Source organism: Reyranella sp. (assembly GCF_044224635.1).
Lineage (GTDB): Bacteria > Pseudomonadota > Alphaproteobacteria > Reyranellales > Reyranellaceae > Reyranella.
This window is the reverse complement of sequence record NZ_JBGAKA010000013.1, coordinates 20,242-38,841: the sequence shown is the minus strand read 5'-3', so window position 1 is coordinate 38,841 and position 18,600 is coordinate 20,242. Positions and strand designations below refer to the sequence as shown.

Sequence of the window (18,600 nt, the reverse complement as noted above, 5' to 3'; positions counted from 1 at the left end):
CCGTCGCCGTATGACGGCGACACCTCCCCATCGAAGCTGAGGAGGAAGGTCCGAATGATTCCGATTTTGCCGCTTCGTATCGTCCCGTATGACGCTGGAATGAATCGGAGACTCTCCTGAAACCCGCCGCGCGCCGTGCGCCGCGGCTTGGCCGCGACGACTGGATCGCGGCGGGGCAGGCGGTGCTCTGTGAGGCCGGCATCGCGGGACTGCGCCTGTCGGCGCTGACGCGGCGGCTGCATGTCTCGACGGGGAGCTTCTATCACCACTTCCAGGATATGGAGGCCTATCTCGACGCCCTCGCGCGCCATTTCAGCCGCGGCGACGTCAAACGCATCCTCGAGCGCGCCGCCAACGGCGCCTCGGGGCCGCTGTCACGGATCCGCCGGCTGGCGGCGATCTCGCTCAACAGCACCATCTTCCAGCTCGATCGCGCCATGCGTATCTGGGCGACATCCGACCGGCGCGCCATGGCGAGCGTCAAGGCATCGGAGAAGCTGGTGCTGGCCTATCTCACTGACGCGTTCGCCGAGCTTGGTTTCGCGCCAGCCGATGCGGCGCTGCGCGCGCATCTGCTGCTGTCTGCCAACGTGGCGCTGATCGGCGCTTTCCGCCTCGAGGGCAATCGCGCCCTGTTCGACCAGAGCCTCGACCTGTTGACCCGCGATGCGCCGGCGCTTGCCGGTGCATCGCGCACATTTCCGCGCGCTACTCGGCGGCCTTCCGCGTAGCGTCGCCACCGCGGGGCAGCGCGCCGGCGGCGATCAGCGCGCGCTCCTTGGCGCGCGCGAGATCGTAGGTGCGATGCATCATGATGCGCTGGGCCGTCAGGCCGCCGCCGGCCTGCAGGGCCACCACGAACTGCCAGCCGCCATAGGCATCGGCGGTGAGGTCGCGGATCAGGTTGTAGACCCGCATGCGCGTCTCGACGTCGACGTCCTTCTTGGTGTGCAGGTACTTGCGCAGGTAGCTGCCCGACGGCTCGTGGCGCAGGTCCGATTCGAGCGGCAGGGTCAGCACCAGGCCGCCGCTGACATCGTGCAGATGGCGCACCGTCTGGTGATAGTTGGCGGCGTAGTAGTACTTGGCGGCGTTGATCGCCAGGATGTTGGGATGAACCATGCCTGACGGCGTGCGCTCGTAATGCCGGCAGGCATAGTCGAGGCTCATGCGCAGCATCTCGGCATAGGTGATCAGCTCGGCGATGGTGTTCATCACCGTCGGGTCCTTGTCCTTGCCCTGGTGCTCGGACACGAGCTGGGCCAGGCCGACGAACAGCTCCGACATGCGCACCGCCTCGATCAGGCCGCCGGTGCGTTCCCACAGGCCGAGCGACTGGGCGAGCCGGCTGGCGAGCTGCACTTCGCCGGCCAGGAACACGCGATCCCACGGCACGAACACGTCGTCGAACACCACGAAGCCTTCCGGCATGCTGTGATGGGCGCTCGCCGGATAGTCGAAGGCGTTGAGCTCCGCCGGTGCGAAGCTCCGGTTGATGATGCTGACGCCCTTGGTGTTGACCGGGATCGAGAACGAGACGGCGTAGTCCTTCTCGTCCTGGCGCATGCCCTTGGTCGGCATGACCACCAGCTCGTGCACTAGCGACGCGGCGGTGATGTGCAGCTTGGCGCCGCGCACCACGATGCCGTCCTTGTTGCGGTCGACGATGCGGACATAGAGGTCGGGATCGTCCTGCTCGTGGGCGCGGCGCTTGCGATCCCCCTTGGCGTCGGTGATCACCTCGGCGGCGCGCAGATCGTTGTCGCGGCAGTAGCGGTACATGCGCTCGATGTTGGCGGCGCATTGCGGATTGACCTGGGCGACATCGTCCTTGACGCTCATCAGCGCCATGTAGACGCCCGACACCGCGGTGCCGATCGAGGTGTTGCGTAGCATCTCGACGCGCGTCGCGAGATCGCCCTCGTTCATCGGGATCTGGTAGATGCGATGCGCGTCATCGCCGGCCTCGGTGCGATAGCGGCGCAGGGCGCCCAGATCGGGCGCGTCGTACTCGCAGTCGGCTGCGGTGAGCGCGATCGGCACCTTGAAGCGCGGATGCGTGGTGATGTCGTCGATGCGCTCGCCGTCCCAGTAGGTGACGCGGCCGTCGCGCAGGCTCTCGACATATTGCTGCGGTGTCTTCAGACCCATGCTGCCCTCCCGGACCAATGTGGCGCACTGCGCATGGCGCGTTCCGCCGGTCTTGGTGCAAACCGTAACTCTTGTTATGGTGAGAGGCAATGGGAGGAAGGACGATGCACGACGTTGCCATCACCGGCATGGGCATCATCTCCGCCATCGGTCTTTCGGTTGGCGAGTTTCATCGTCGCATCATGGAAGGAGCGTGCGGCATTGGCCCGGCGCCGTGGTCGCCGGCGCTGCCCGGCCAGCGCGCCTGGTGGGGTACCGTGGCAGGCTTCGTGCCGCGGGACTGGATGGACGACAAGATCGAGGACGGCACCGACCTGTTCGCCCAGTTCGCGCTCGCCGCCGCCGAGCAGGCGCTGCAACAGGCAGGAGTTGCGGCCTTCGATCCGCTGCGCACCGGCATCGTGCATGGCACCAGCATCGGCGGCTCGCGCGCGCTCATGAAGGCACAGCATCGCCTCGAGATGGAGGGGCCGCAGGCGATCCCACGCAAGACCGAGATCCAGATCTATCCCAACATGGCAGCGTCGCAGATCGCGATGCGCCATCGCCTGCACGGGCCTAGCCTCACCGTGACGACGGCCTGCGCCTCCTCGCTCGACGCCATCGGCACGGCGGCATGGCTGATCGAGAGCGGCCGCGCCGACGCGATCGTGGCAGGCGGCACCGAGGGCGGCATCAGCCTGGCCGGCGGCGGCGCCGACGGGGCATTCGTGCCGGCGACGTTCTACACCAGCACGCTTTACGGCATGACGGCGCCGTCGTCCGATTCGCGCCGCGCCATGCTGCCGTTCGACGTCAAGCGCTCGGGCATCGTGGTCGGCGAGGGCTCGGCTATGCTGATGCTGGAGCGCGGCGCGCATGCCCGCGCGCGCGGCGCGGAGATTCTGGGGTACGTGCGCGGCTACGGCACGCTGGCCGATGCCTTCCACCCGTCGGCGCCCGAACCGAGCGGCCAATGGGAGGCCCGCGCCATGGAGCTTGCGCTCGAGGACGCCGGCAGGACGGCGGACGACGTCGATGCCCTGATCGCCCATGCGACGGGAACGCCGAAGGGCGATACGGCCGAGATCCGCGCCATCAACCGGGTGCATGGCAAGCGCCGTACAGCGTTACCGGTGGCCGGCGTGAAGGGTCATGTCGGTCACAGCGGCGCTTCGTCCGGCGCCATGGGCGTGATCACGGGCCTGCTCGGCATGCGCGAGGATCGCTTCCTTCACATCGCCAACACCGACCAGCCTGATCCCGAAGCGGTGTTCGAGGTGGTGGTCGGGCAGCCCAAGCCGATGCGCTATGGTACCCTGCAGGTGAACGCCTTCGGCTTCGGCGGTCAGAACGCTTCGCTGATCGTCACGCGCGATTGAGGTTACCTTCTTTCGTATCGGAGTCGTGCCGCTCGGCGCGACCGGGTAGCGACTGGCATCGGCCGCTTTACCGCACTCGTACGGCGTGACCCTGCCAGTAGCGCTCGCGCAGCTCGCGGCGCAGCACCTTGCCCATGGCGTTGCGCGGCAGCGCGTCGAGGAAGTCGACCGAGCGCGGCATCTTGTAGCGCGCGATGCGTCCGTCGCAGAACGCCAGCAGCTCCTGCGGCGTGGCGCTGGCGCCCGGCTGAAGCACGACGCAGGCGCGAGGCGACTCGCCCCATCGATCGTCGGGCACGCCGACCACGGTGACCTCGAGAACTTGTGGATGCTCGGCCAGCACGCGCTCGATCTCGGCCGGATAGATGTTCTCGCCGCCGCTCAGGATCATGTCGTTCTTGCGATCGACAAGATGGAGATGGCCGTCGGCGTCGAGGTAGCCCATGTCGCCGCCGGTCTCCCACTTGCCGCGGCGCGTCGCCGCCGTGGCAGCCGAATTGCCGAAATACCCGAGGAAGGTGACCGGATTGGCGGCATGGACCTCGCCGACCTCGCCGGCCGGCAGCTCGTGGCCGTCGGCGTCGAGCACGGCGAGCTCGCAGCCGAAGGCGGCGCGGCCGACCGAGCGCTTGCCGCCGAGAAGCTCGTCGTGGCGGCAGAGGCTCACCCAGCCGGTCTCGGTCCAGCCATAGGCGTCGGCGATGCGCGCCTTGGGGAAAGCGCGCACCAGGGCGTCCAGCACGTCGGCAGCGAGCGGCGAGCCCGAGCTCAGGAGGCCGCGCAGGCTCCGGCCGGCGCCGCGATCGCCGCCGGCCGCGATCGCCTCGAGCAGCATCGAGATCATCTTGGGCACCAGGAACAACCAGGTGACGCCGAAGCGGCCCATCAGGGCAAGTGCATTGGCCGGCTCGAAATCGCGCATCAGGACGACGCGGCCGCCGGCCGCAAGGGTGATCAGCGCAATCGACGAGAACGACATGTGGAACACCGGCCCGGGGACCAGCACGACGTCGGTCGCGTTCAACCCGAGCTCCCAGCCCCACGAGGTGAGTCGCGCCAGCACGTTGAGATGGCTCATCATCGCGCCCTTGGGGAAGCCGGTGGTGCCCGAGGTGTAGAAGATGGTGGCCGGTGCGAGCGGGGTTACCGGGGGCAGGGCATCGGCGGCGCCGTGATTGCGCAGCTCGAGATGGCGGGCGCCGCCGATCTCGAAGATCGCCTCGGGCCGCAACGCCGGCAAGCGCGACAGCGCGGCGTCGATCACGTGGCGATAGTCGAGGCCGACGAAGGCACCGCGCGCCCGGCAGTTGCCCAGCACATAGGCGACGTCGTCCGGCACCGAGCGGTAGTTGAGCGGGACGGCCACCAGCCCGGCAAGCTGGCAGGCGAGATAGATCTCGAGATAGGCAGGGCTATTGCCGGCCAGCATGCCGACGGCATCGCCCGGCTGCAGGCCTGATTGGCGGAGCCCGCTGGCGAGACGCAGCGCAGCCTCGTACGTCTCGCGGTAGGTTTGCATACCGCCCTCGAACTCGATCGCCGGCGCGTCAGGCTGGCGGCGCACGACGACGCGGATCAGATCGACCAGGCGACCGACATTGACGGGCGGGATCGTCTCCTCCTTTTTCCGATCTGTACCGCGCGCCTTGCGTGGCTGTCATCCGGGACCGTTGTGATCTCGTCGGTGTCAGAAAGCGGCCTGCGGTGATCAATCCGACACGGTATGGGCGCAGATCGAAGCGGCACCATCTTCGGCATCTCCGCCGCGCTCTAAGGCGAGATCGCCGTTCAGGACGGGCCCGTCGAGCAATCGAACTTCCACACCTACAGTGCGGACCCGTGCGCGCTACAGAAATGGTCTGCCGCCGGCCTTGCGTCCGGCCTCCTCGACCAGCTGCCTGGTGTCCTCGGCATCGTCGTGCCCGCTGAGACGCGAGATCAGCAGATGAATGACGGGCATTCGATCGAGCCGCTACAGTGCAGACGCGAGGGAGGAGCAGCATGGCGGGACGATTGGTCAATGCGTTGGGCGCGGCGGCGAGAACGGCAGAGGCGTTTTCCGATCAGGCAACGCTGCGCCATATGCTGCGTTTCGAGGCGGCACTGACCGTCGCGGTCGCCCGCGCCAGGCTGATCCCGAAGAAGCATCTGGCGGTGATCGAGCAGGCCTGCAATCCCGACCTCTATGATCCGGTCGCCCTCGCCGAGACGGCGCGGCGCAATCTCACGCTCACCGTGGCGGTGGTGCGGGCGCTGACCGCCGAGGTGCGCAAGCGCGACGCCGGGGCGGCGGCGTCCGTGCATTGGGGGGCGACCAGCCAGGATCTCATCGACACCGCGATGGTGCTGCAGCTCGGCGAAGCCGTGCCGCCGCTCCTCGAGGACCTGCACGGCATCGTGACGGCTCTGGCCGGGCTGGCGCGCCGGCATCGCGCCACGCCGATGCTCGGCCGCACGCTGCTGCAGCCGGCGACGCCGCTGGCGCTCGGCCAGAAGATCGCCGGCTGGGCCTCCGACATCGATCGCGCGACGCGCCGGCTCGAAGAGAGCTTTGCCGAGACCCAGATCCTGCAGTTCGGCGGCGCGTCCGGCTCGCTCTCGGCGCTGGGCGAGAAGGCCGAGCCCGTGATGAAACTGCTGGCGAGTCGCCTTGGCCTCGCGTTGCCGCCGGCGCCGTGGTTTGCCCAGCGCGTCAGGGTCGCGGCCTTTGCGCAGGATGTGGCGCTGGTGGTCGGTGCGCTGGGCAAGGCGGCGCGCGACATCGCGCTCATGATGCAGTTCGAGGTCGCGGAGGCGAGCGAGCCGACGGGTGCCGGCCGTGGCGGCTCGTCGACGATGCCGCACAAGCGCAACCCGGTCGGCGCCGGCACGGTGCTCACCGCGGCGAGCCGGGCGCCGCAGCTTGCCGCCACGATCGTCGCCGGCCTGCCGCAGGAGCATGAGCGCGCGTTGGGCGGCTGGCAGGCGGAATGGCCGACGCTGGCTGCACTCGTGGAGTCGATGGGCTCGGCGGTCGAGGCGATGGCCGAGGTGGCGCCCGGCCTGGTGATCGACGTCGATCGTCTGGCCGCCAGCCTGGCGGCGACCAATGGTGCTGTCCTGGCCGAGCGCGCGACCTTCCTGCTGGCCGAGAAGATGGGCAAGGAACAGGCCGGCAAGATCGTCGAGGCGGCCCTGTCCAAGGGCGGCTCGTTCGTCGCGGCGCTGGGTCAGCTCGAGCGCGAGCTCGCCGACGAAAAAGCGATGCTCGGCCTGTCGCCGAAGTTCGTCGATCGCCTGCTGGCAGATATCAGGAAGCGGTGATCATACGCCGGGACCGCGCCACTCCGAGGGCGCTCTTCTCGTCGACCATAAATCCCGTGGACGCCACTGGAGTGGCGCGGTCCCAGCGAAGACTTAGCCCATCTCCAGATGGCACGCCGCCCGATGACCGTCGGCGATGGCGCGCAGCAGTGGTGGCTCGTCGCTGCAGCGGGCGAAGGCATGCGGGCAGCGGTCGCGGAAGCGGCAGCCCGACGGCGGCTCGCGGGCGTCCGGGACGTTGCCCTTGATCGGCAGGGGCGCGCGAGACTGGTCGGGATCGGGCACCGGCACGGCGGCGACCAGCGCCTGGGTGTAGGGATGGCGCGGCCGCCGCACGATCTCCTCGGTCGAGCCGTCCTCGACGATGGTCCCGAGATACATCACCAGTGTTCGATCGCAGAGGTACCGCACCAGCGCGAGATCGTGCGAGATGTAGATGGCGGTCAGCCCCATGTCGTCGCGCACCTCGCGCATCAGGGCGAGGATGCCGGCGCGCACGCTGACATCGAGCATCGACACCGGCTCGTCGGCGACCAGGAAGCGCGGCGCCAGCACCAGAGCGCGCGCCAGCACGACGCGCTGCAGCTGCCCGCCGCTCAGCTGGTGCGGGTACTTGTCGAGATAGCGATCCAGGTCGGGCAGGTGGACGCGGCGAAAGGCGGCGGCGATGCGGTCGGCATGCTCGGCCTCGGGGATGCCGGCATTGACCAGCGGCTCGGCGACCGCGCGGTAGATGGTGAAGCGCGGGTTCAGGGCATCGAACGGGTTCTGGAACACGAGCTGCGCCTGGCGCCGGAACTCGCTGAGCGCCGGGCCCTTCAAGCCGCCCAGCCCCGAGCCGTCGAAGGTGATCGACCCGGTGGTCGGCTCGACCAGCTTCAGCATCAGCCGGCCGAGCGTGGTCTTGCCGCAGCCAGATTCGCCCACGATCGCCACCGCGTCGCCGGCGCCGACCTCGAAGCTGACGCCGTCGAGGGCGCGCACGACCGGCCGCTCGCCACGCACCACCTCGCCGAGCGAGCGCGCAACCGGGAAGTGCTTTACGACGTCGCGTACGCTGACGAGCGCTGCCATGTCACGGGGTCCAGGGCGGAGGTGCGAAGGTGATCGGCTTCGCCGTCGCGCAGGCAGGCCGAGACGTGTGCCTGGTTGCTTCCGGCTCCGATGGAGGCCGGCTGCGTGCTGCAGCTGGCAAGCGCGAACGGGCAGCGGGGGGTGAAACGGCAGCCCGACGGCGGGTCGCCGAGATCGGGTGGGCTGCCGGCGATCGGCACCAGATCGAGCGCGTCCGACATCAGGTCGGGGAAGGCGTTGCGCAGGCCCATCGTGTAGGGATGGCGCGGTTGGCCCAGCACCTCGCGCACCGGCCCGCTCTCGATCACCTGGCCGGCATACATCACGACGACCTCGTCGCAGAGATAGGCGACGACGCTGATGTCGTGCGTGACCAGCACCATGGAGAGCTTCAGCCGCTGCTGCAGGGCGCGCAGCGTGTCGAGGATCTGGCGCTGCACGATGACGTCGAGGGCGGTCACCGGCTCGTCGGCCAGCAGCAGGCTGGGCTCCAGCGCCAGCGCCATGGCGATGGCGGCGCGCTGGCGCATGCCGCCGGAGAACTGGTGCGGATAGTCGCCGAGCCGGCTTTCGCTCAAGCCCACCAGGTTGAACAGCTCGGCCGCCCTGATGCGCGCCGCGGCCTTGCCGTAGCGCCCGCGCTTGGTCAGCACCTCGACGATCTGGGAGCCCACGGTATAGACCGGATCGAGCGAGCTCATTGCCGATTGCGGTACGTAGGCGATGTCGCGCCACAGCAGCGGCTTCGTCGTCGCCTCGTCGATCGGCTTGCCCTTGAAGGTCACGCGGCCGCCGGCGCGCCGGCCGTTCTCGGCCAGCACGCCCATGATGGCGCGCACCGCCGTCGTCTTGCCGCAGCCCGATTCGCCCACCAGGCCAACGATGCGGCCCTCGGGGATGGCGAAGGATGCGCCGTCGACGGCGCGCACCGTGCCGCCGGCGGTGCGATAGTGTATCTGCAAGCCGTCGACCTCGAGGATCATCGGCCGCGCAGCCTGGGCATGAAGACCTCCTCGTAGCCGCGGCTGATGAAGAAGCCGGCGACCACCACCAGGATGATGCAGATGCCGGGCGGCACGAACCAGGCGTACTGGCCGCGCGACAGCGCCTGCGAGGTGAAGGCGTCCTGCAGCATCATGCCCCACGACACGCTGGTCGGATCGCCGAAGCCCAGGAAGTTGACGCTGGCCTCGGTGATGATCGCCCAGCCGATGGCGATGGCGGCATAGACGAAGCTGAGCGGCAGGATGTTGGGGGCGATGTGCACGAACAGGATGCGGCGGTGGCTCGCCCCGGTGACGCGGGCGGCCTCGACATAGGCGCGCTCGCGCAGGCTCAGGACCTGGCTCCTGATCACGCGCGCCGAATTGGGCCACAAGAGCAGCGCCACGGCGAGCACGATGTTCGACGTGCTGGCGCCGAGGAAGCCGGTGAGCACGATGACGAACGGCAGGAAGGGCAGCGACAGCGCCATGTCGGCGATGCGCATCAGCACCGCATCGGTCGCGCCGCCGAAATAGCCGGCCAGCAGGCCGACCACGGTGCCGACCGTGGCGACGATCACCGCGGCCGACAGGCCGACGGCGAGCGCGCTCCTCGTGCCGTGCACCAGCTGGGCATAGATGTCGCGTCCGAGATTGGTCGTGCCCAGCGGGAACTCGCCGCTCGGGCCCAGGTTGGCGGCGACCTTGCCGGCCTGGGTGAACAGGATCTCCAGCGGATCGACCGGCGCCAGCTGGTCGGCCAGCAGCGCCACCACGGCGAACAGCAGGTAGATCAGCAGGCCGGCGAAGGCGAACGGATCCTTGAGCGGCATCGCCGCCATGCGGCGCAGCACGGGCAGGATCGACTGCCCGCGGCCGCGGTGCCGCGGCACGACCACGCTGGTCTCAGGCGCGTCGACCATGGCTCACCCGTGGATCCAGCACCATGTAGAGGAGATCGGCGACGAAGTTCATCATCGCCAGCACCAGGGCGATCATCAGGAAGGCGCCCTGGGCCAGCGGGTAGTCGTGCACCGACACGGCTTGCACGAGCAGCCTGCCGATGCCCGGCCAGCTGAACACCGTCTCGATCACGACGTTGCCGCCCATCGACAGGCCGACGCCCAGCGCGAAGGCGGTGACAACCGGCAGCAGCGCATTGCGCGCGGCATGGCCGATGACGATGCGCCATTCGGAGAGGCCCTTCATGCGCGCCATGGTGACGAACTCCTCGTGCATCACCTCGAGCATGTTGGAGCGCATCAGCAGGAGTGGCAGGCCCTGCAGGTACAAAGCGAGGGTGAGCATGGGCAGGGCGAGATGGTGCAGGTAGTCCCACGACAGCATGCGCTCCCAGATGCTGTTGTAGGCAAGACCGGGGCTGCTGGCGCCGCCCGAGGGAAACCAGCCGGCGTTGAACGACAGGAGCGCGAGCAGCACCATGCCGATCCAGAATTCCGGCGCGGCGCGGGTGGCCAGCACGGCCGGCACCGCCACGCGCTCGATCCAGGTGCCGCGCCGCCAGGCCAGCCAGGCGCCGGCCAGCACGCCGAAGATGTAGGCGATGATCAGCGAGGTCAGCGTCAGCACGATCGAGTTGGGCAGCACCTCGAGCAGGATGGTCGTCACCGGCCGGCGCTGGAAGAACGACAGGCCCATCTCGCCGGTCAGCAGGTTGCCGAGATAGATGAGGTATTGCATCCACATCGGCTTATCGAGCCCGAACTGCTCGAGCATCGCCTGCTGCTGGTCGGCGTTCAGGTTCTCGTTGATGAAGGCGGCGAGCGGCGTGCCCGGCATCAGCCGGAACATGAAGAACAGGATCGTGGTGACGGCAAGCAGCGCCAGCGCGTTGTGGGCGAAGCGCTCGAGGACGAGCTTCATGGGAGCGCGCACCCGCACTCTGTCATCCCGAGAAAGGCGCTTGCTCCGCAAGCGCCGCAAGCGAGGGATCTTTGGGGATCCGTAAAGGTCCCTCGCTGCGCTCGGGATGACAGCACGTCTTGCATCTTATTCCGTCGTCAGCTTTTCCGACTTGCCGACCGGGTAGTAGAGCTTGCCGGCGACGACTCGGTAGCCGGCGTCCTGCAGGATCTTCCTGGCGTCGGCGAGGCCGGTCTTGAAAGTGTCGACCGATGGGTCGTGCCAGAATTTCAGCACCGGCGAGACGTGGCTGTTGGCCGGGATCGCGTAGTCCTGCCAGGCCGCCGACACCATCAGGCGGCGGTCGATGGCGACCGACAGGGCACGGCGGAAGGCGACGTCGTCGAACGGCGGGCGGCGGTTGTTGAAGGCGACGTACTCGAAGCCGATATCGACCTCGCTCCTGATGGCGATATCCGGATTTTCCTTGGCGAACTTGACCAGCACCTCGGGGTCGCCGTTGAACATGCCGAGGAAATTGAGCTCGCCGCGCTTCAGCATGCCGAGCGTTGCCTCGGCATTCGGAACGATGCGCATGATCCAGCGCTCGATCTTGGGCGCCGAGAAATGCTCGGCGTTGCGCTCGGTCAGGATTTCCTCGGTCGGCAACCAGCGAACGAGCTTGAACGGGCCGGAACCGATCTTGGAGACCTCCTTGAGCTGCTCGGCCGTCTCCGGCTTGCCCTCGAGGTCCTTCAGCACCGGCTCCCAGATGTGCTTGGGAATGAGGTTGATCTTGGCCAGCGAGGCGGCGAGGAAGGTGGTGTTGGGCTGCTTCAGCTTGAAGCGCAGGCCGAGCTCGCCCACCTTCTCCATCTCGACGATGTCGGTGACGAACGGCTTGTACATCGGTGCCTTGGAGCCGGCCGGCGTCTGGAAGGAGAAGACCACGTCGTCGATCGTCACCGGCTTGCCGTCGTGCCATTTCATGCCGGCGCGCAGCTTGATCTCGACGGTCTTGTCGTCGACCCAGTTGACGGTCTCGGCCGCCCACGGCTGCGGCAGGCCGTCCGGCCCGATGCGCATGATGCGGTCCCAGATCAGGTCGGTGACCCAGCTGTCGACCGCGCCGCCGATATAGAGCGGGTTGGTGGCGTTGATCACCTCGTTGCTGTTGATGATCAGGTCCTTCTGTGCGCCCAGCGGCTCGATCTTCATGAAGGTCCAGACGTTGCGGATGCCGATGCCGCTCTGGTTGACGACCGTATCCTCCTTGAACACCGCCTTGTTGAAGGCCAGCGGATACTTCGGATGGACGAGGAATGCCTGCGGCTGATCACGGTTGATGATCTGCTGCATGGCATAGGCGGTCTTGCGTCGCTCCTCGGGATCGAGCTGGGTGCGCTGCTTCTCCGCCAGCTTGTCGTACTCCGGGTTGTTGTAGCCGATGAAGTTGTAGCCTTTCTCGGCATAGCTCGAATGGTACAGGCTGTAGAGAAACTCGTCGGGATCGCTGCGCTCGGGCCGGCCGACCATGCGCCACGTGGTGGTGTCCCATTTGTCGCGGCTGAACCAGATGAGCTGGGTCTGCTGCTGGCGTTGCAATGGCTTGACCTCGACGTCGAGCCCGAGCTGGCGCCATTGCTGGGCGATCAGCTGCGCCGCCTGGTAGTGCTGCGGCAGCGCCGCCTGCGGCCAGGTATAGAGGTTGATCTTGCGGACCTTCTCGGTCGGGCCCTGGGCCATGGCTGTCGTCGCGGCCGACAGGACGGCGAGCCCGGCGATCACAGCCGCCAGTATCCTCTTCGCCGGGAGCGCGCCACTCCGTTCATTCTCCTTCCCAGCTTCGCTGAAGAGGTGTCGCCGTCTTGCGGCGACGGAGGGGTCATGAGTCTCATGGCTCATGACCCCTCCGTCCGCGATTACGCGGACACCTCCCCAGCGATGCTGGGGAGGAGAATGAACGGAGTGGCGCGCTCCCGGCCAGCCAAAAAGCTTGTTCATGACGCCTCCTTGATTTTGGCGAGGCGCGCCTCGCGCGTGTATCGGTTCTCCGGTACGCGTAAGCCCAGATTTTCCCTGAGCGTGGTGCCTTCGTAGTCGGTGCGGAACACGCCGCGCCGCTGCAGCTCGGGCACGACCAGGCGGCAGAAATCCTCGAACGGCTTGGGATAGTGGTTGCACACGACGTTGAACCCGTCGGCCGCCTCCTCCTCGAGCCAGGCCTGCATCTCATCGGCCATGTACTCGGGCGTGCCGACCAGCACGCGATGGCCGGTGCCGGCCGCTGTGTGACGGGCGATCTGGCGCAAGGTCATGTTGTTCTCGCGCGCCGTCTTCACCACCAGTGCCTGGCGCGCCTTGGCGGCGTTGCTGGGCGGCAGCTCGGGCAACGGCCCGTCGAGCGGGTACCTGGAAAGATCGAGCCCGCCCGAGATGTGCGACAGCGACTGCAGCGCGACGTCATCGGGCATCAGCGATTGCAGGTACTCGTACGCCTCGCGCGCCTCGCTCATCGTGTGGCCGAGCACCGGCGTGAGGCCGGGCATGATCTTGATGTCGTCCGGCCCCCGGCCGTAGCGTGCCGCACGCTTCTTGATGTCGGCGTAGAACGCCTTGGCCTCGTCGATCCTGGTCTGGGCGGTGAACACCACGTCGGCGGTACGGGCGGCGAGCTCGCGCCCGGCCTCCGACGATCCGGCCTGCGCGATCACCGGCCAACCCTGTGGCGAGCGCGTGATGTTGAGCGGCCCCTTGACCTTGAAGTGCTTGCCGACGTGATCGAGAAAATGGACCTTGTCGCGGTCCATGTAGACGCCGCTCTGCTTGTCGCGCAGCAGGCCGCCATCCTCCCAGCTGTCCCACAGGCCGGTCACGACCTCGTAGAACTCGGCGGCGCGCTCGTAGCGGTCGGCGTGCGCCATGTGCTCGTCGAAGCCGAAGTTCTCCGACTCGTCCTCGATCTGCGAGGTCACCAGGTTCCAGCCGGCGCGGCCGCCGCTGATGTGATCGATCGAGGCGAAGCGGCGGGCGATATTGTAGGGCTCGTTGTAGGTCGTGGTCGCCGTCGCCACGAGGCCGATGCGGCTGGTCACCATTGCAAGGGCCGCGAGCGTCGCCGTCGGCTCGAGCTTGACCGTGCGCGAAAGCTTGGCCCGGGTGCGCTCGCCGCGCGCCAGGGCGCGGCTGCCGGACACGCCGACCGTGTCCTGGAAGAAGATGGTGTCGAACTTGGCCGCCTCGGCGACCTGGGTGATGTGGGCGTAGAGCTGGAAATCCATGTCGGCAGTGACCAGCGCGTCGGGATGGCGCCAGCCCGCCAGATGATTGCCCGGCACGCTGAAGAAGCCGCCGAGACGGAGCTGGCGCCCCTTTGAGAAATTCGGGCTAGTCATTGGACGCCGCCGCGCTGACCTGGACGCTGCTGCGGTTCTTGACGTGGATGTTCTCGGGAATCGGCACGCCGAGATTCTCGCGGAACGTCTTGCCCTCGTACTCGGTGCGGAAGATGCCCCGGCGCTGCAGCTCGGGGATGACCAGCGTGACCCACTCCTCGAGCGGCTTGGGATAGTGCGGGAACAGGAGATTGAAGCCATCGCAGGCGCCGGCCTCGAGCCAGGCCTGCATGTCGTCGGCCAGCGACTTGGGCGTGCCGTACAGCACGCGATGGGCTTGGCTCATGGCGAGCACGCGGCCGATCTGGCGGATGGTCATGCCGCGCTTGCCCATGGCGATGATCATCTCCTGGCGAGCGCGTGCCGCGTTGCTGGGCTTCAGCTCGGGCAGCGGGCCGTCGGGGTCGCAGGCGAAGATGTCGACGCCGCCGGCCAGGCGTGCGACGCCGGCGATGCCGACGCCGTCATCGACCATGCCGCGCAGCTCCTCGTACCTCTCCTGCGCCTCGGACTCGGTGCGGCCGACGATCGGCATGATGCCGGGGAAGATGCGGATGTGGTCGGGCCCGCGATCGTACTTGTCCATGCGCGAGCGCATCTCGTTACAGAAGGCCTGGCCTTCCTTGATCGTCGTCTGGGCGGTGAAGACCATCTCGGCGGTGCGCGCGGCGAGCTCCATGCCGACGTCGGACGATCCGGCCTGCGCCACCACCGGCCGGCCCTGCGGCGAGCGCGCGACGTTGAGCGGCCCGCGCACCGTGAAGTGCTTACCCTTGTGCCGCAGGATGTGCATCTTGTCGTAGTCGAACCAGACGCCGCTTTCCTTGTCGCGCAGGAAGGCGTCGTCCTCCCAGCTGTCCCACAGGCCGATCACGACGTCGTGGAACTCAGCAGCGCGGTCGTAGCGCACGCCGTGCTCGAAATGGGCGTCGCGGCCGAAATTGACGGCTTCGTCCTCGGCCTGCGAGGTCACCAGGTTCCAGCCGGCGCGGCCGCCGCTGATGTGGTCGATGGTGAGGAAGCGCCGCGCGACGTTGTATGGCTCGTTGTAGGAGGTCGTGCAGGTCGACACGAGGCCGATGCGGCTGGTGACGGCGGCCAGGGCCGCGATGGCGCTCATCGGCTCGATGTGCGCCTGGCGGCCGTTCTTCACCCGGAACGGTTTGGCGCCATAAACGGCAGTGCTGCCCGGAATCGCGACACTGTCCTGGAAGAACATGCAGTCGAGCTTGCCGTGCTCGGCCATGCGCGCCATCTCGGCGAGCAGCCGCATGTCGAGGTCCGTCTCGCAGATCGCATCGGGATGGCGCCATCCCGTCGGATGGCAACCGGGAACACTGAAGAAGGCGCCAAAGCGCAACTGACGCTTGGCAATCGCCATGGACTCACCGTCATTGGATCTGACGGAAGCTTAGGCAACTCGCATGCCGAAAGGCAAGGCGAGGGGACTATCATCTCCCTCCCCAACGAAGTTGGGGAGGTGTCGCCGTCATACGGCGACGGAGGGGTCAAGGGCACAGGAGGGTTGCTCATGACCCCTCCGTCCGCGAAGACGCGGACACCTCCCCAGCGAAGCTGGGGAGGAGAATGAATCAATGCACCGGATCGAGCACCACCACCGGAATCTCGCGGTCGCCTGCCTTTTTCTGGTAGTCGATGTAAGGCGGCCAGAACACGGCGGCGTCCGTCCACAGGCGGGCACGCTCCTCGCCCTTGGCGGTGCGGGCCCTGGCCCGCATCTTGGCCGTGCCGACCTGGATCTCGACCTCGGGATTGGCGAGGAGGTTGCGGTACCAGCCCGGATGTTCCGGCGCGCCGCCCTTGGAGGCGACGATGTAGTAGCTGTCGCCGGTCTTGCCATAGAACAGCGGGAACAGGAATTTCTGCCCGCTCTTGCGGCCCGTGGTGATCAGCAGCAGGGAGGGCACGGTAATGGGCGCCGAATTGGGCGGCGTCAGCGTGTACATGTGCCCTTCCTTGCCGCCGCTGGAGAGATACTTGTCGACGTGATCGACCATCCATTTCGGCATGTTGGGGGCGAGTTTGGCTTCGCTCATGACTGTCTCCTCACGTGGGCAGCCGCGTCGACTGCCAGGTTACCATCTGCCAGCGCCCGTTGCGCTTGGCGTAGACATCGGTGAAGCGCACGCCGAAAGCCAGGGGCGATCCGTTGGCCGTGACCTTGATCTGGGCGATCCCGGTCAGCACCACGGCGTCGCCGAGATCCTGCGCCTTCACCTCGGACGGCTCGACACCGGTGTACACCGTGGCGCCCGACACCATCGCATCGATGAGGCTCCGCTTGGTGTCGAGGCGCGCCGAGGAATGCGCATAGATCAGGTCGTCGGCCAGCAAGGTCTCGAGTGTCGCGACATCCTTGGCCGCCATTGCCTGCATGCGCTTCCTGTCGAGGTCGATGATTGTCTGTCCGTTGTCAGCCATATCGGTCTCCCATTGCCCGGTTGCAAGGCCACGTCATTCGTAGTTGAGCTTCAGGCCGGGCGTTGGCCATTGCATCGTCCCGAGCCTGCCTGAATCGGACAGCGTGATGTAGGCGGTGCGCCGATCGGCGCCGCCGAAGCAGATGTTGGTCGGATAGATGTCCGGCATCTTGACCTCGCGGATGAGCGCGCCGGCGGGCGAGATCTCGCTGATCATGCCGGTGGTGAGCGTCGCCACCGTGATGTTGCCGTTCTCCAGCACCGCGAGGCTGTCGAAGCGGGCGGGCCCGGGCAAGCCCGCAATCACACGCCCACTGTGTGGTGCGTGGCCCGTGGGCTTGCGCAGCACACCGCGCCCTTCGACATCGAACGCCCAAAGCCGCGCACCTTCGGTATCGGCAACGTAGAGCGTCTTGCCGTCGGGCGACAGGCTGCAGCCGTTGGGGCTGAGCATCGGGTAGGCCAGCGCCACGATCTTCGATCCGTCGGGCAGCGCGTAGTAGACGCCGCCATGATCGCGATGCCGGGCATAGCGCTTGCCGAGATCGGTGAAGTAGAAGCCGCCCTGCTTGTCGAACACGAGATCGTTGGGGGCCGACAGGTTGTGACCGTCGCATGCGGTGTAGAGCGTGGTGGCGGCGCCGGTCGCGCGATCGAGACGCTGGATCGAGCCGAACTTGTAGTCCGGATGCGGACCCACGCCCATCGACACGCCCTCGACATAACGGCTGCCGCCGTTGTTGCAGAGATAAAGCGCGCCATCCGGGCCGACCGCCAAGCCATTCGGTCCGCCGCCGGTCGCCGAGAACAGCGACACCTTGCCGTCCGGCGTCACGCGCGAGCAGCGATTGTTGCGGATCTCGGTCAGGATCACCGAGCCGTCGGGCATTGCGACCGGCCCCTCGGGAAAGCCGAGTCCAGTCGCCAGGATGCCTACCTCTTCCATGCGTCTTCTCCCTTCAACCTCGTTGACGACGGATCATGCGCCGGCGGGACCCGTGGTCAATGTGCTAGAAGAGGCAAATGTCGAGGAACGATTTCGGCCTGGATCAGCTGGGCGCCGGCGAAGCGACGAACTTCTTCAGCGTGTCGCCGGCGGCACCGCTGGAGTGCCTGTCGGCGCGCTTCCGCCAGCATGCCTATGCCCCGCACACGCACGACTCGTTCGTCGTCGGCACGATCATTTCCGGTTGCGAGACCTTCATGATCGACGGCAGCCGCTGCTACGCCGGGCCGGGCGACCTTTGCCTGGTCAGCCCTGCCGTCGTGCACGACGGCCGGCCGGCGGCCGATGGCTATGCCTACCGGATCACCTACCCGACCACCGACTATCTGCTGGATGTGACGTCCGACGCTGCCGGCCGTCGATTGCCAGGGACACCGTCCTTTCCCGATCCGATCGTCCGAGATCCCGAGCTGGCGCGGGTATTCGCTGCCGGGCACCGCCTGGCCGAAGAGCGCGGCGAGTCTCTCGAGGCCGATGAGTTCCTGCTGCAGTTCTTCGTGCGGCTGCTGTTGCGGCACGGCCGCATCGCAGGTCCGGGCACCGCGGCGCCAGGCGAGCCCGGTCCTGTTTCGCGCGCCATGGACTACCTCGATGCGCATTTTGCCGAGATGGTCGATCTCGTCACCCTGGCCGGCATCGCCGGCATTCCGCGGACACGGCTGATCAGGGCATTCAATCGGCAGACGGGATTGACGCCGCATGCCTGGCTGACCGACCGGCGGGTCCGGCACGCCCGAGCGATGCTCGCCACGGGCGCGCCGCCTGCCGCGGTCGCCGCAGCGTGCGGGTTCTATGACCAAAGCCATCTCAACCGGGCCTTCAAGGCGCGCGTCGGCGTCGCCCCTGGGGCGTTCCAGGCCGGGCATCGGCGCAGCCGGGCTCACTGAGAGCGTGCGACGGCGTACGACAGATTTCGAGGCCGGCGCACGCTGTCAGCGACGAGTACCGTGACATCCGGAGCGCAGCGAGGGACCGTTGGGGCAGCATGAAAGGTCCCTCGCTTTCGGCGCTTGCGATGCCAAG

At 67.5% G+C, this 18,600-nt stretch carries 16 protein-coding genes; 4 read left to right on the top strand and 12 right to left on the bottom strand.

The window, feature by feature from the left end; translation table 11 throughout:
• The first annotated feature begins 116 nt into the window (after positions 1 to 116).
• Positions 117 to 731, top strand: a complete 615-nt coding sequence (locus ACILR9_RS13985) for a TetR/AcrR family transcriptional regulator (protein WP_395710645.1) — start codon at positions 117 to 119, stop codon at positions 729 to 731.
• Here ACILR9_RS13985 and ACILR9_RS13980 read toward each other — a convergent pair.
• A complete protein-coding gene (locus ACILR9_RS13980; RefSeq protein ID WP_395710544.1) occupies positions 709 to 2,151 on the bottom strand; it encodes a 4-hydroxyphenylacetate 3-hydroxylase N-terminal domain-containing protein in 1,443 nt (480 codons plus the stop codon). The two genes, ACILR9_RS13985 and ACILR9_RS13980, sit on opposite strands and share 23 nt — an antisense overlap.
• Positions 2,152 to 2,255: 104 nt before the next feature.
• Here ACILR9_RS13980 and ACILR9_RS13975 point away from each other — a divergent pair, with 104 nt between their 5' ends.
• Entirely contained in the window at positions 2,256 to 3,512 is a 1,257-nt protein-coding gene (locus ACILR9_RS13975; RefSeq protein WP_395710543.1) for a beta-ketoacyl-[acyl-carrier-protein] synthase family protein, read from the top strand.
• Positions 3,513 to 3,579: 67 nt separating this feature from the next.
• On the opposite strand, the gene ACILR9_RS13970 is transcribed toward ACILR9_RS13975, so the two are convergent.
• A complete protein-coding gene (locus ACILR9_RS13970) occupies positions 3,580 to 5,076 on the bottom strand; it encodes a class I adenylate-forming enzyme family protein (RefSeq protein ID WP_395710542.1) in 1,497 nt (498 codons plus the stop codon).
• 437 nt (positions 5,077 to 5,513) lie between these two features.
• Here ACILR9_RS13970 and ACILR9_RS13965 point away from each other — a divergent pair, with 437 nt between their 5' ends.
• Positions 5,514 to 6,815 (top strand): lyase family protein, encoded by a 1,302-nt coding sequence (locus ACILR9_RS13965; protein ID WP_395710541.1) that lies wholly within the window; start codon positions 5,514 to 5,516, stop codon positions 6,813 to 6,815.
• 93 nt (positions 6,816 to 6,908) lie between these two features.
• Here ACILR9_RS13965 and ACILR9_RS13960 read toward each other — a convergent pair whose 3' ends face one another.
• From ACILR9_RS13960 to ACILR9_RS13915, 10 genes are all read right to left on the bottom strand, one after another.
• On the bottom strand, positions 6,909 to 7,889 hold the full coding sequence (locus tag ACILR9_RS13960; protein WP_395710540.1) for an ABC transporter ATP-binding protein: 981 nt from the start codon (positions 7,887 to 7,889) through the stop codon (positions 6,909 to 6,911).
• Entirely contained in the window at positions 7,856 to 8,872 is a 1,017-nt protein-coding gene (locus ACILR9_RS13955) for an ABC transporter ATP-binding protein (protein WP_395710539.1), read from the bottom strand. The genes ACILR9_RS13960 and ACILR9_RS13955 overlap by 34 nt, the downstream gene beginning before the upstream one ends.
• Positions 8,869 to 9,795 (bottom strand): ABC transporter permease, encoded by a 927-nt coding sequence (locus ACILR9_RS13950; RefSeq protein WP_395710538.1) that lies wholly within the window; start codon positions 9,793 to 9,795, stop codon positions 8,869 to 8,871. The genes ACILR9_RS13955 and ACILR9_RS13950 overlap by 4 nt, the downstream gene beginning before the upstream one ends.
• Positions 9,779 to 10,756 carry an ABC transporter permease gene (locus tag ACILR9_RS13945; protein WP_395710537.1) on the bottom strand — a complete coding sequence of 326 codons (978 nt, stop codon included), beginning with the start codon at positions 10,754 to 10,756 and terminating at the stop codon, positions 9,779 to 9,781. Before ACILR9_RS13945 ends, ACILR9_RS13950 begins: the two co-directional genes overlap by 17 nt.
• A gap of 126 nt (positions 10,757 to 10,882) precedes the next feature.
• Positions 10,883 to 12,523, bottom strand: coding sequence for an ABC transporter substrate-binding protein (locus tag ACILR9_RS13940; RefSeq protein WP_395710536.1), 1,641 nt, complete (start codon positions 12,521 to 12,523; stop codon positions 10,883 to 10,885).
• 212 nt (positions 12,524 to 12,735) lie between these two features.
• Positions 12,736 to 14,130 carry an LLM class flavin-dependent oxidoreductase gene (locus ACILR9_RS13935; protein ID WP_395710535.1) on the bottom strand — a complete coding sequence of 465 codons (1,395 nt, stop codon included), beginning with the start codon at positions 14,128 to 14,130 and terminating at the stop codon, positions 12,736 to 12,738.
• On the bottom strand, positions 14,123 to 15,511 hold the full coding sequence (locus ACILR9_RS13930; RefSeq protein ID WP_395710534.1) for an LLM class flavin-dependent oxidoreductase: 1,389 nt from the start codon (positions 15,509 to 15,511) through the stop codon (positions 14,123 to 14,125). Before ACILR9_RS13930 ends, ACILR9_RS13935 begins: the two co-directional genes overlap by 8 nt.
• A gap of 211 nt (positions 15,512 to 15,722) precedes the next feature.
• Positions 15,723 to 16,187 (bottom strand): nitroreductase family deazaflavin-dependent oxidoreductase, encoded by a 465-nt coding sequence (locus tag ACILR9_RS13925; RefSeq protein ID WP_395710533.1) that lies wholly within the window; start codon positions 16,185 to 16,187, stop codon positions 15,723 to 15,725.
• A 10-nt stretch (positions 16,188 to 16,197) separates the two neighbouring features.
• Positions 16,198 to 16,572: a nuclear transport factor 2 family protein gene (locus ACILR9_RS13920; RefSeq protein WP_395710532.1), complete on the bottom strand. Its 375-nt coding sequence runs from the start codon at positions 16,570 to 16,572 to the stop codon at positions 16,198 to 16,200.
• Between the two features lie 33 nt (positions 16,573 to 16,605).
• Positions 16,606 to 17,517: an SMP-30/gluconolactonase/LRE family protein gene (locus ACILR9_RS13915; RefSeq protein ID WP_395710531.1), complete on the bottom strand. Its 912-nt coding sequence runs from the start codon at positions 17,515 to 17,517 to the stop codon at positions 16,606 to 16,608.
• 77 nt (positions 17,518 to 17,594) lie between these two features.
• On the opposite strand from ACILR9_RS13915, the gene ACILR9_RS13910 reads away from it, so the two are divergent.
• A complete protein-coding gene (locus ACILR9_RS13910) occupies positions 17,595 to 18,464 on the top strand; it encodes an AraC family transcriptional regulator (protein ID WP_395710530.1) in 870 nt (289 codons plus the stop codon).
• Positions 18,465 to 18,600: the final 136 nt, after the last annotated feature.

Excerpts from the sequence above, each read along its gene's own strand:
- ACILR9_RS13980 (WP_395710544.1), bottom strand. The coding sequence starts at position 2,151 with ATGGGTCTGAAGACACCGCAGCAATATGTCGAGAGCCTGCGCGACGGC.
- ACILR9_RS13975 (WP_395710543.1), top strand. The coding sequence starts at position 2,256 with ATGCACGACGTTGCCATCACCGGCATGGGCATCATCTCCGCCATCGGT.
- ACILR9_RS13965 (WP_395710541.1), top strand. The coding sequence starts at position 5,514 with ATGGCGGGACGATTGGTCAATGCGTTGGGCGCGGCGGCGAGAACGGCA.
- ACILR9_RS13960 (WP_395710540.1), bottom strand. The coding sequence starts at position 7,889 with ATGGCAGCGCTCGTCAGCGTACGCGACGTCGTAAAGCACTTCCCGGTT.
- ACILR9_RS13955 (WP_395710539.1), bottom strand. The coding sequence starts at position 8,872 with ATGATCCTCGAGGTCGACGGCTTGCAGATACACTATCGCACCGCCGGC.
- ACILR9_RS13950 (WP_395710538.1), bottom strand. The coding sequence starts at position 9,795 with ATGGTCGACGCGCCTGAGACCAGCGTGGTCGTGCCGCGGCACCGCGGC.
- ACILR9_RS13945 (WP_395710537.1), bottom strand. The coding sequence starts at position 10,756 with ATGAAGCTCGTCCTCGAGCGCTTCGCCCACAACGCGCTGGCGCTGCTT.
- ACILR9_RS13935 (WP_395710535.1), bottom strand. The coding sequence starts at position 14,130 with ATGACTAGCCCGAATTTCTCAAAGGGGCGCCAGCTCCGTCTCGGCGGC.
- ACILR9_RS13930 (WP_395710534.1), bottom strand. The coding sequence starts at position 15,511 with ATGGCGATTGCCAAGCGTCAGTTGCGCTTTGGCGCCTTCTTCAGTGTT.
- ACILR9_RS13925 (WP_395710533.1), bottom strand. The coding sequence starts at position 16,187 with ATGAGCGAAGCCAAACTCGCCCCCAACATGCCGAAATGGATGGTCGAT.
- ACILR9_RS13920 (WP_395710532.1), bottom strand. The coding sequence starts at position 16,572 with ATGGCTGACAACGGACAGACAATCATCGACCTCGACAGGAAGCGCATG.
- ACILR9_RS13915 (WP_395710531.1), bottom strand. The coding sequence starts at position 17,517 with ATGGAAGAGGTAGGCATCCTGGCGACTGGACTCGGCTTTCCCGAGGGG.
- ACILR9_RS13910 (WP_395710530.1), top strand. The coding sequence starts at position 17,595 with ATGTCGAGGAACGATTTCGGCCTGGATCAGCTGGGCGCCGGCGAAGCG.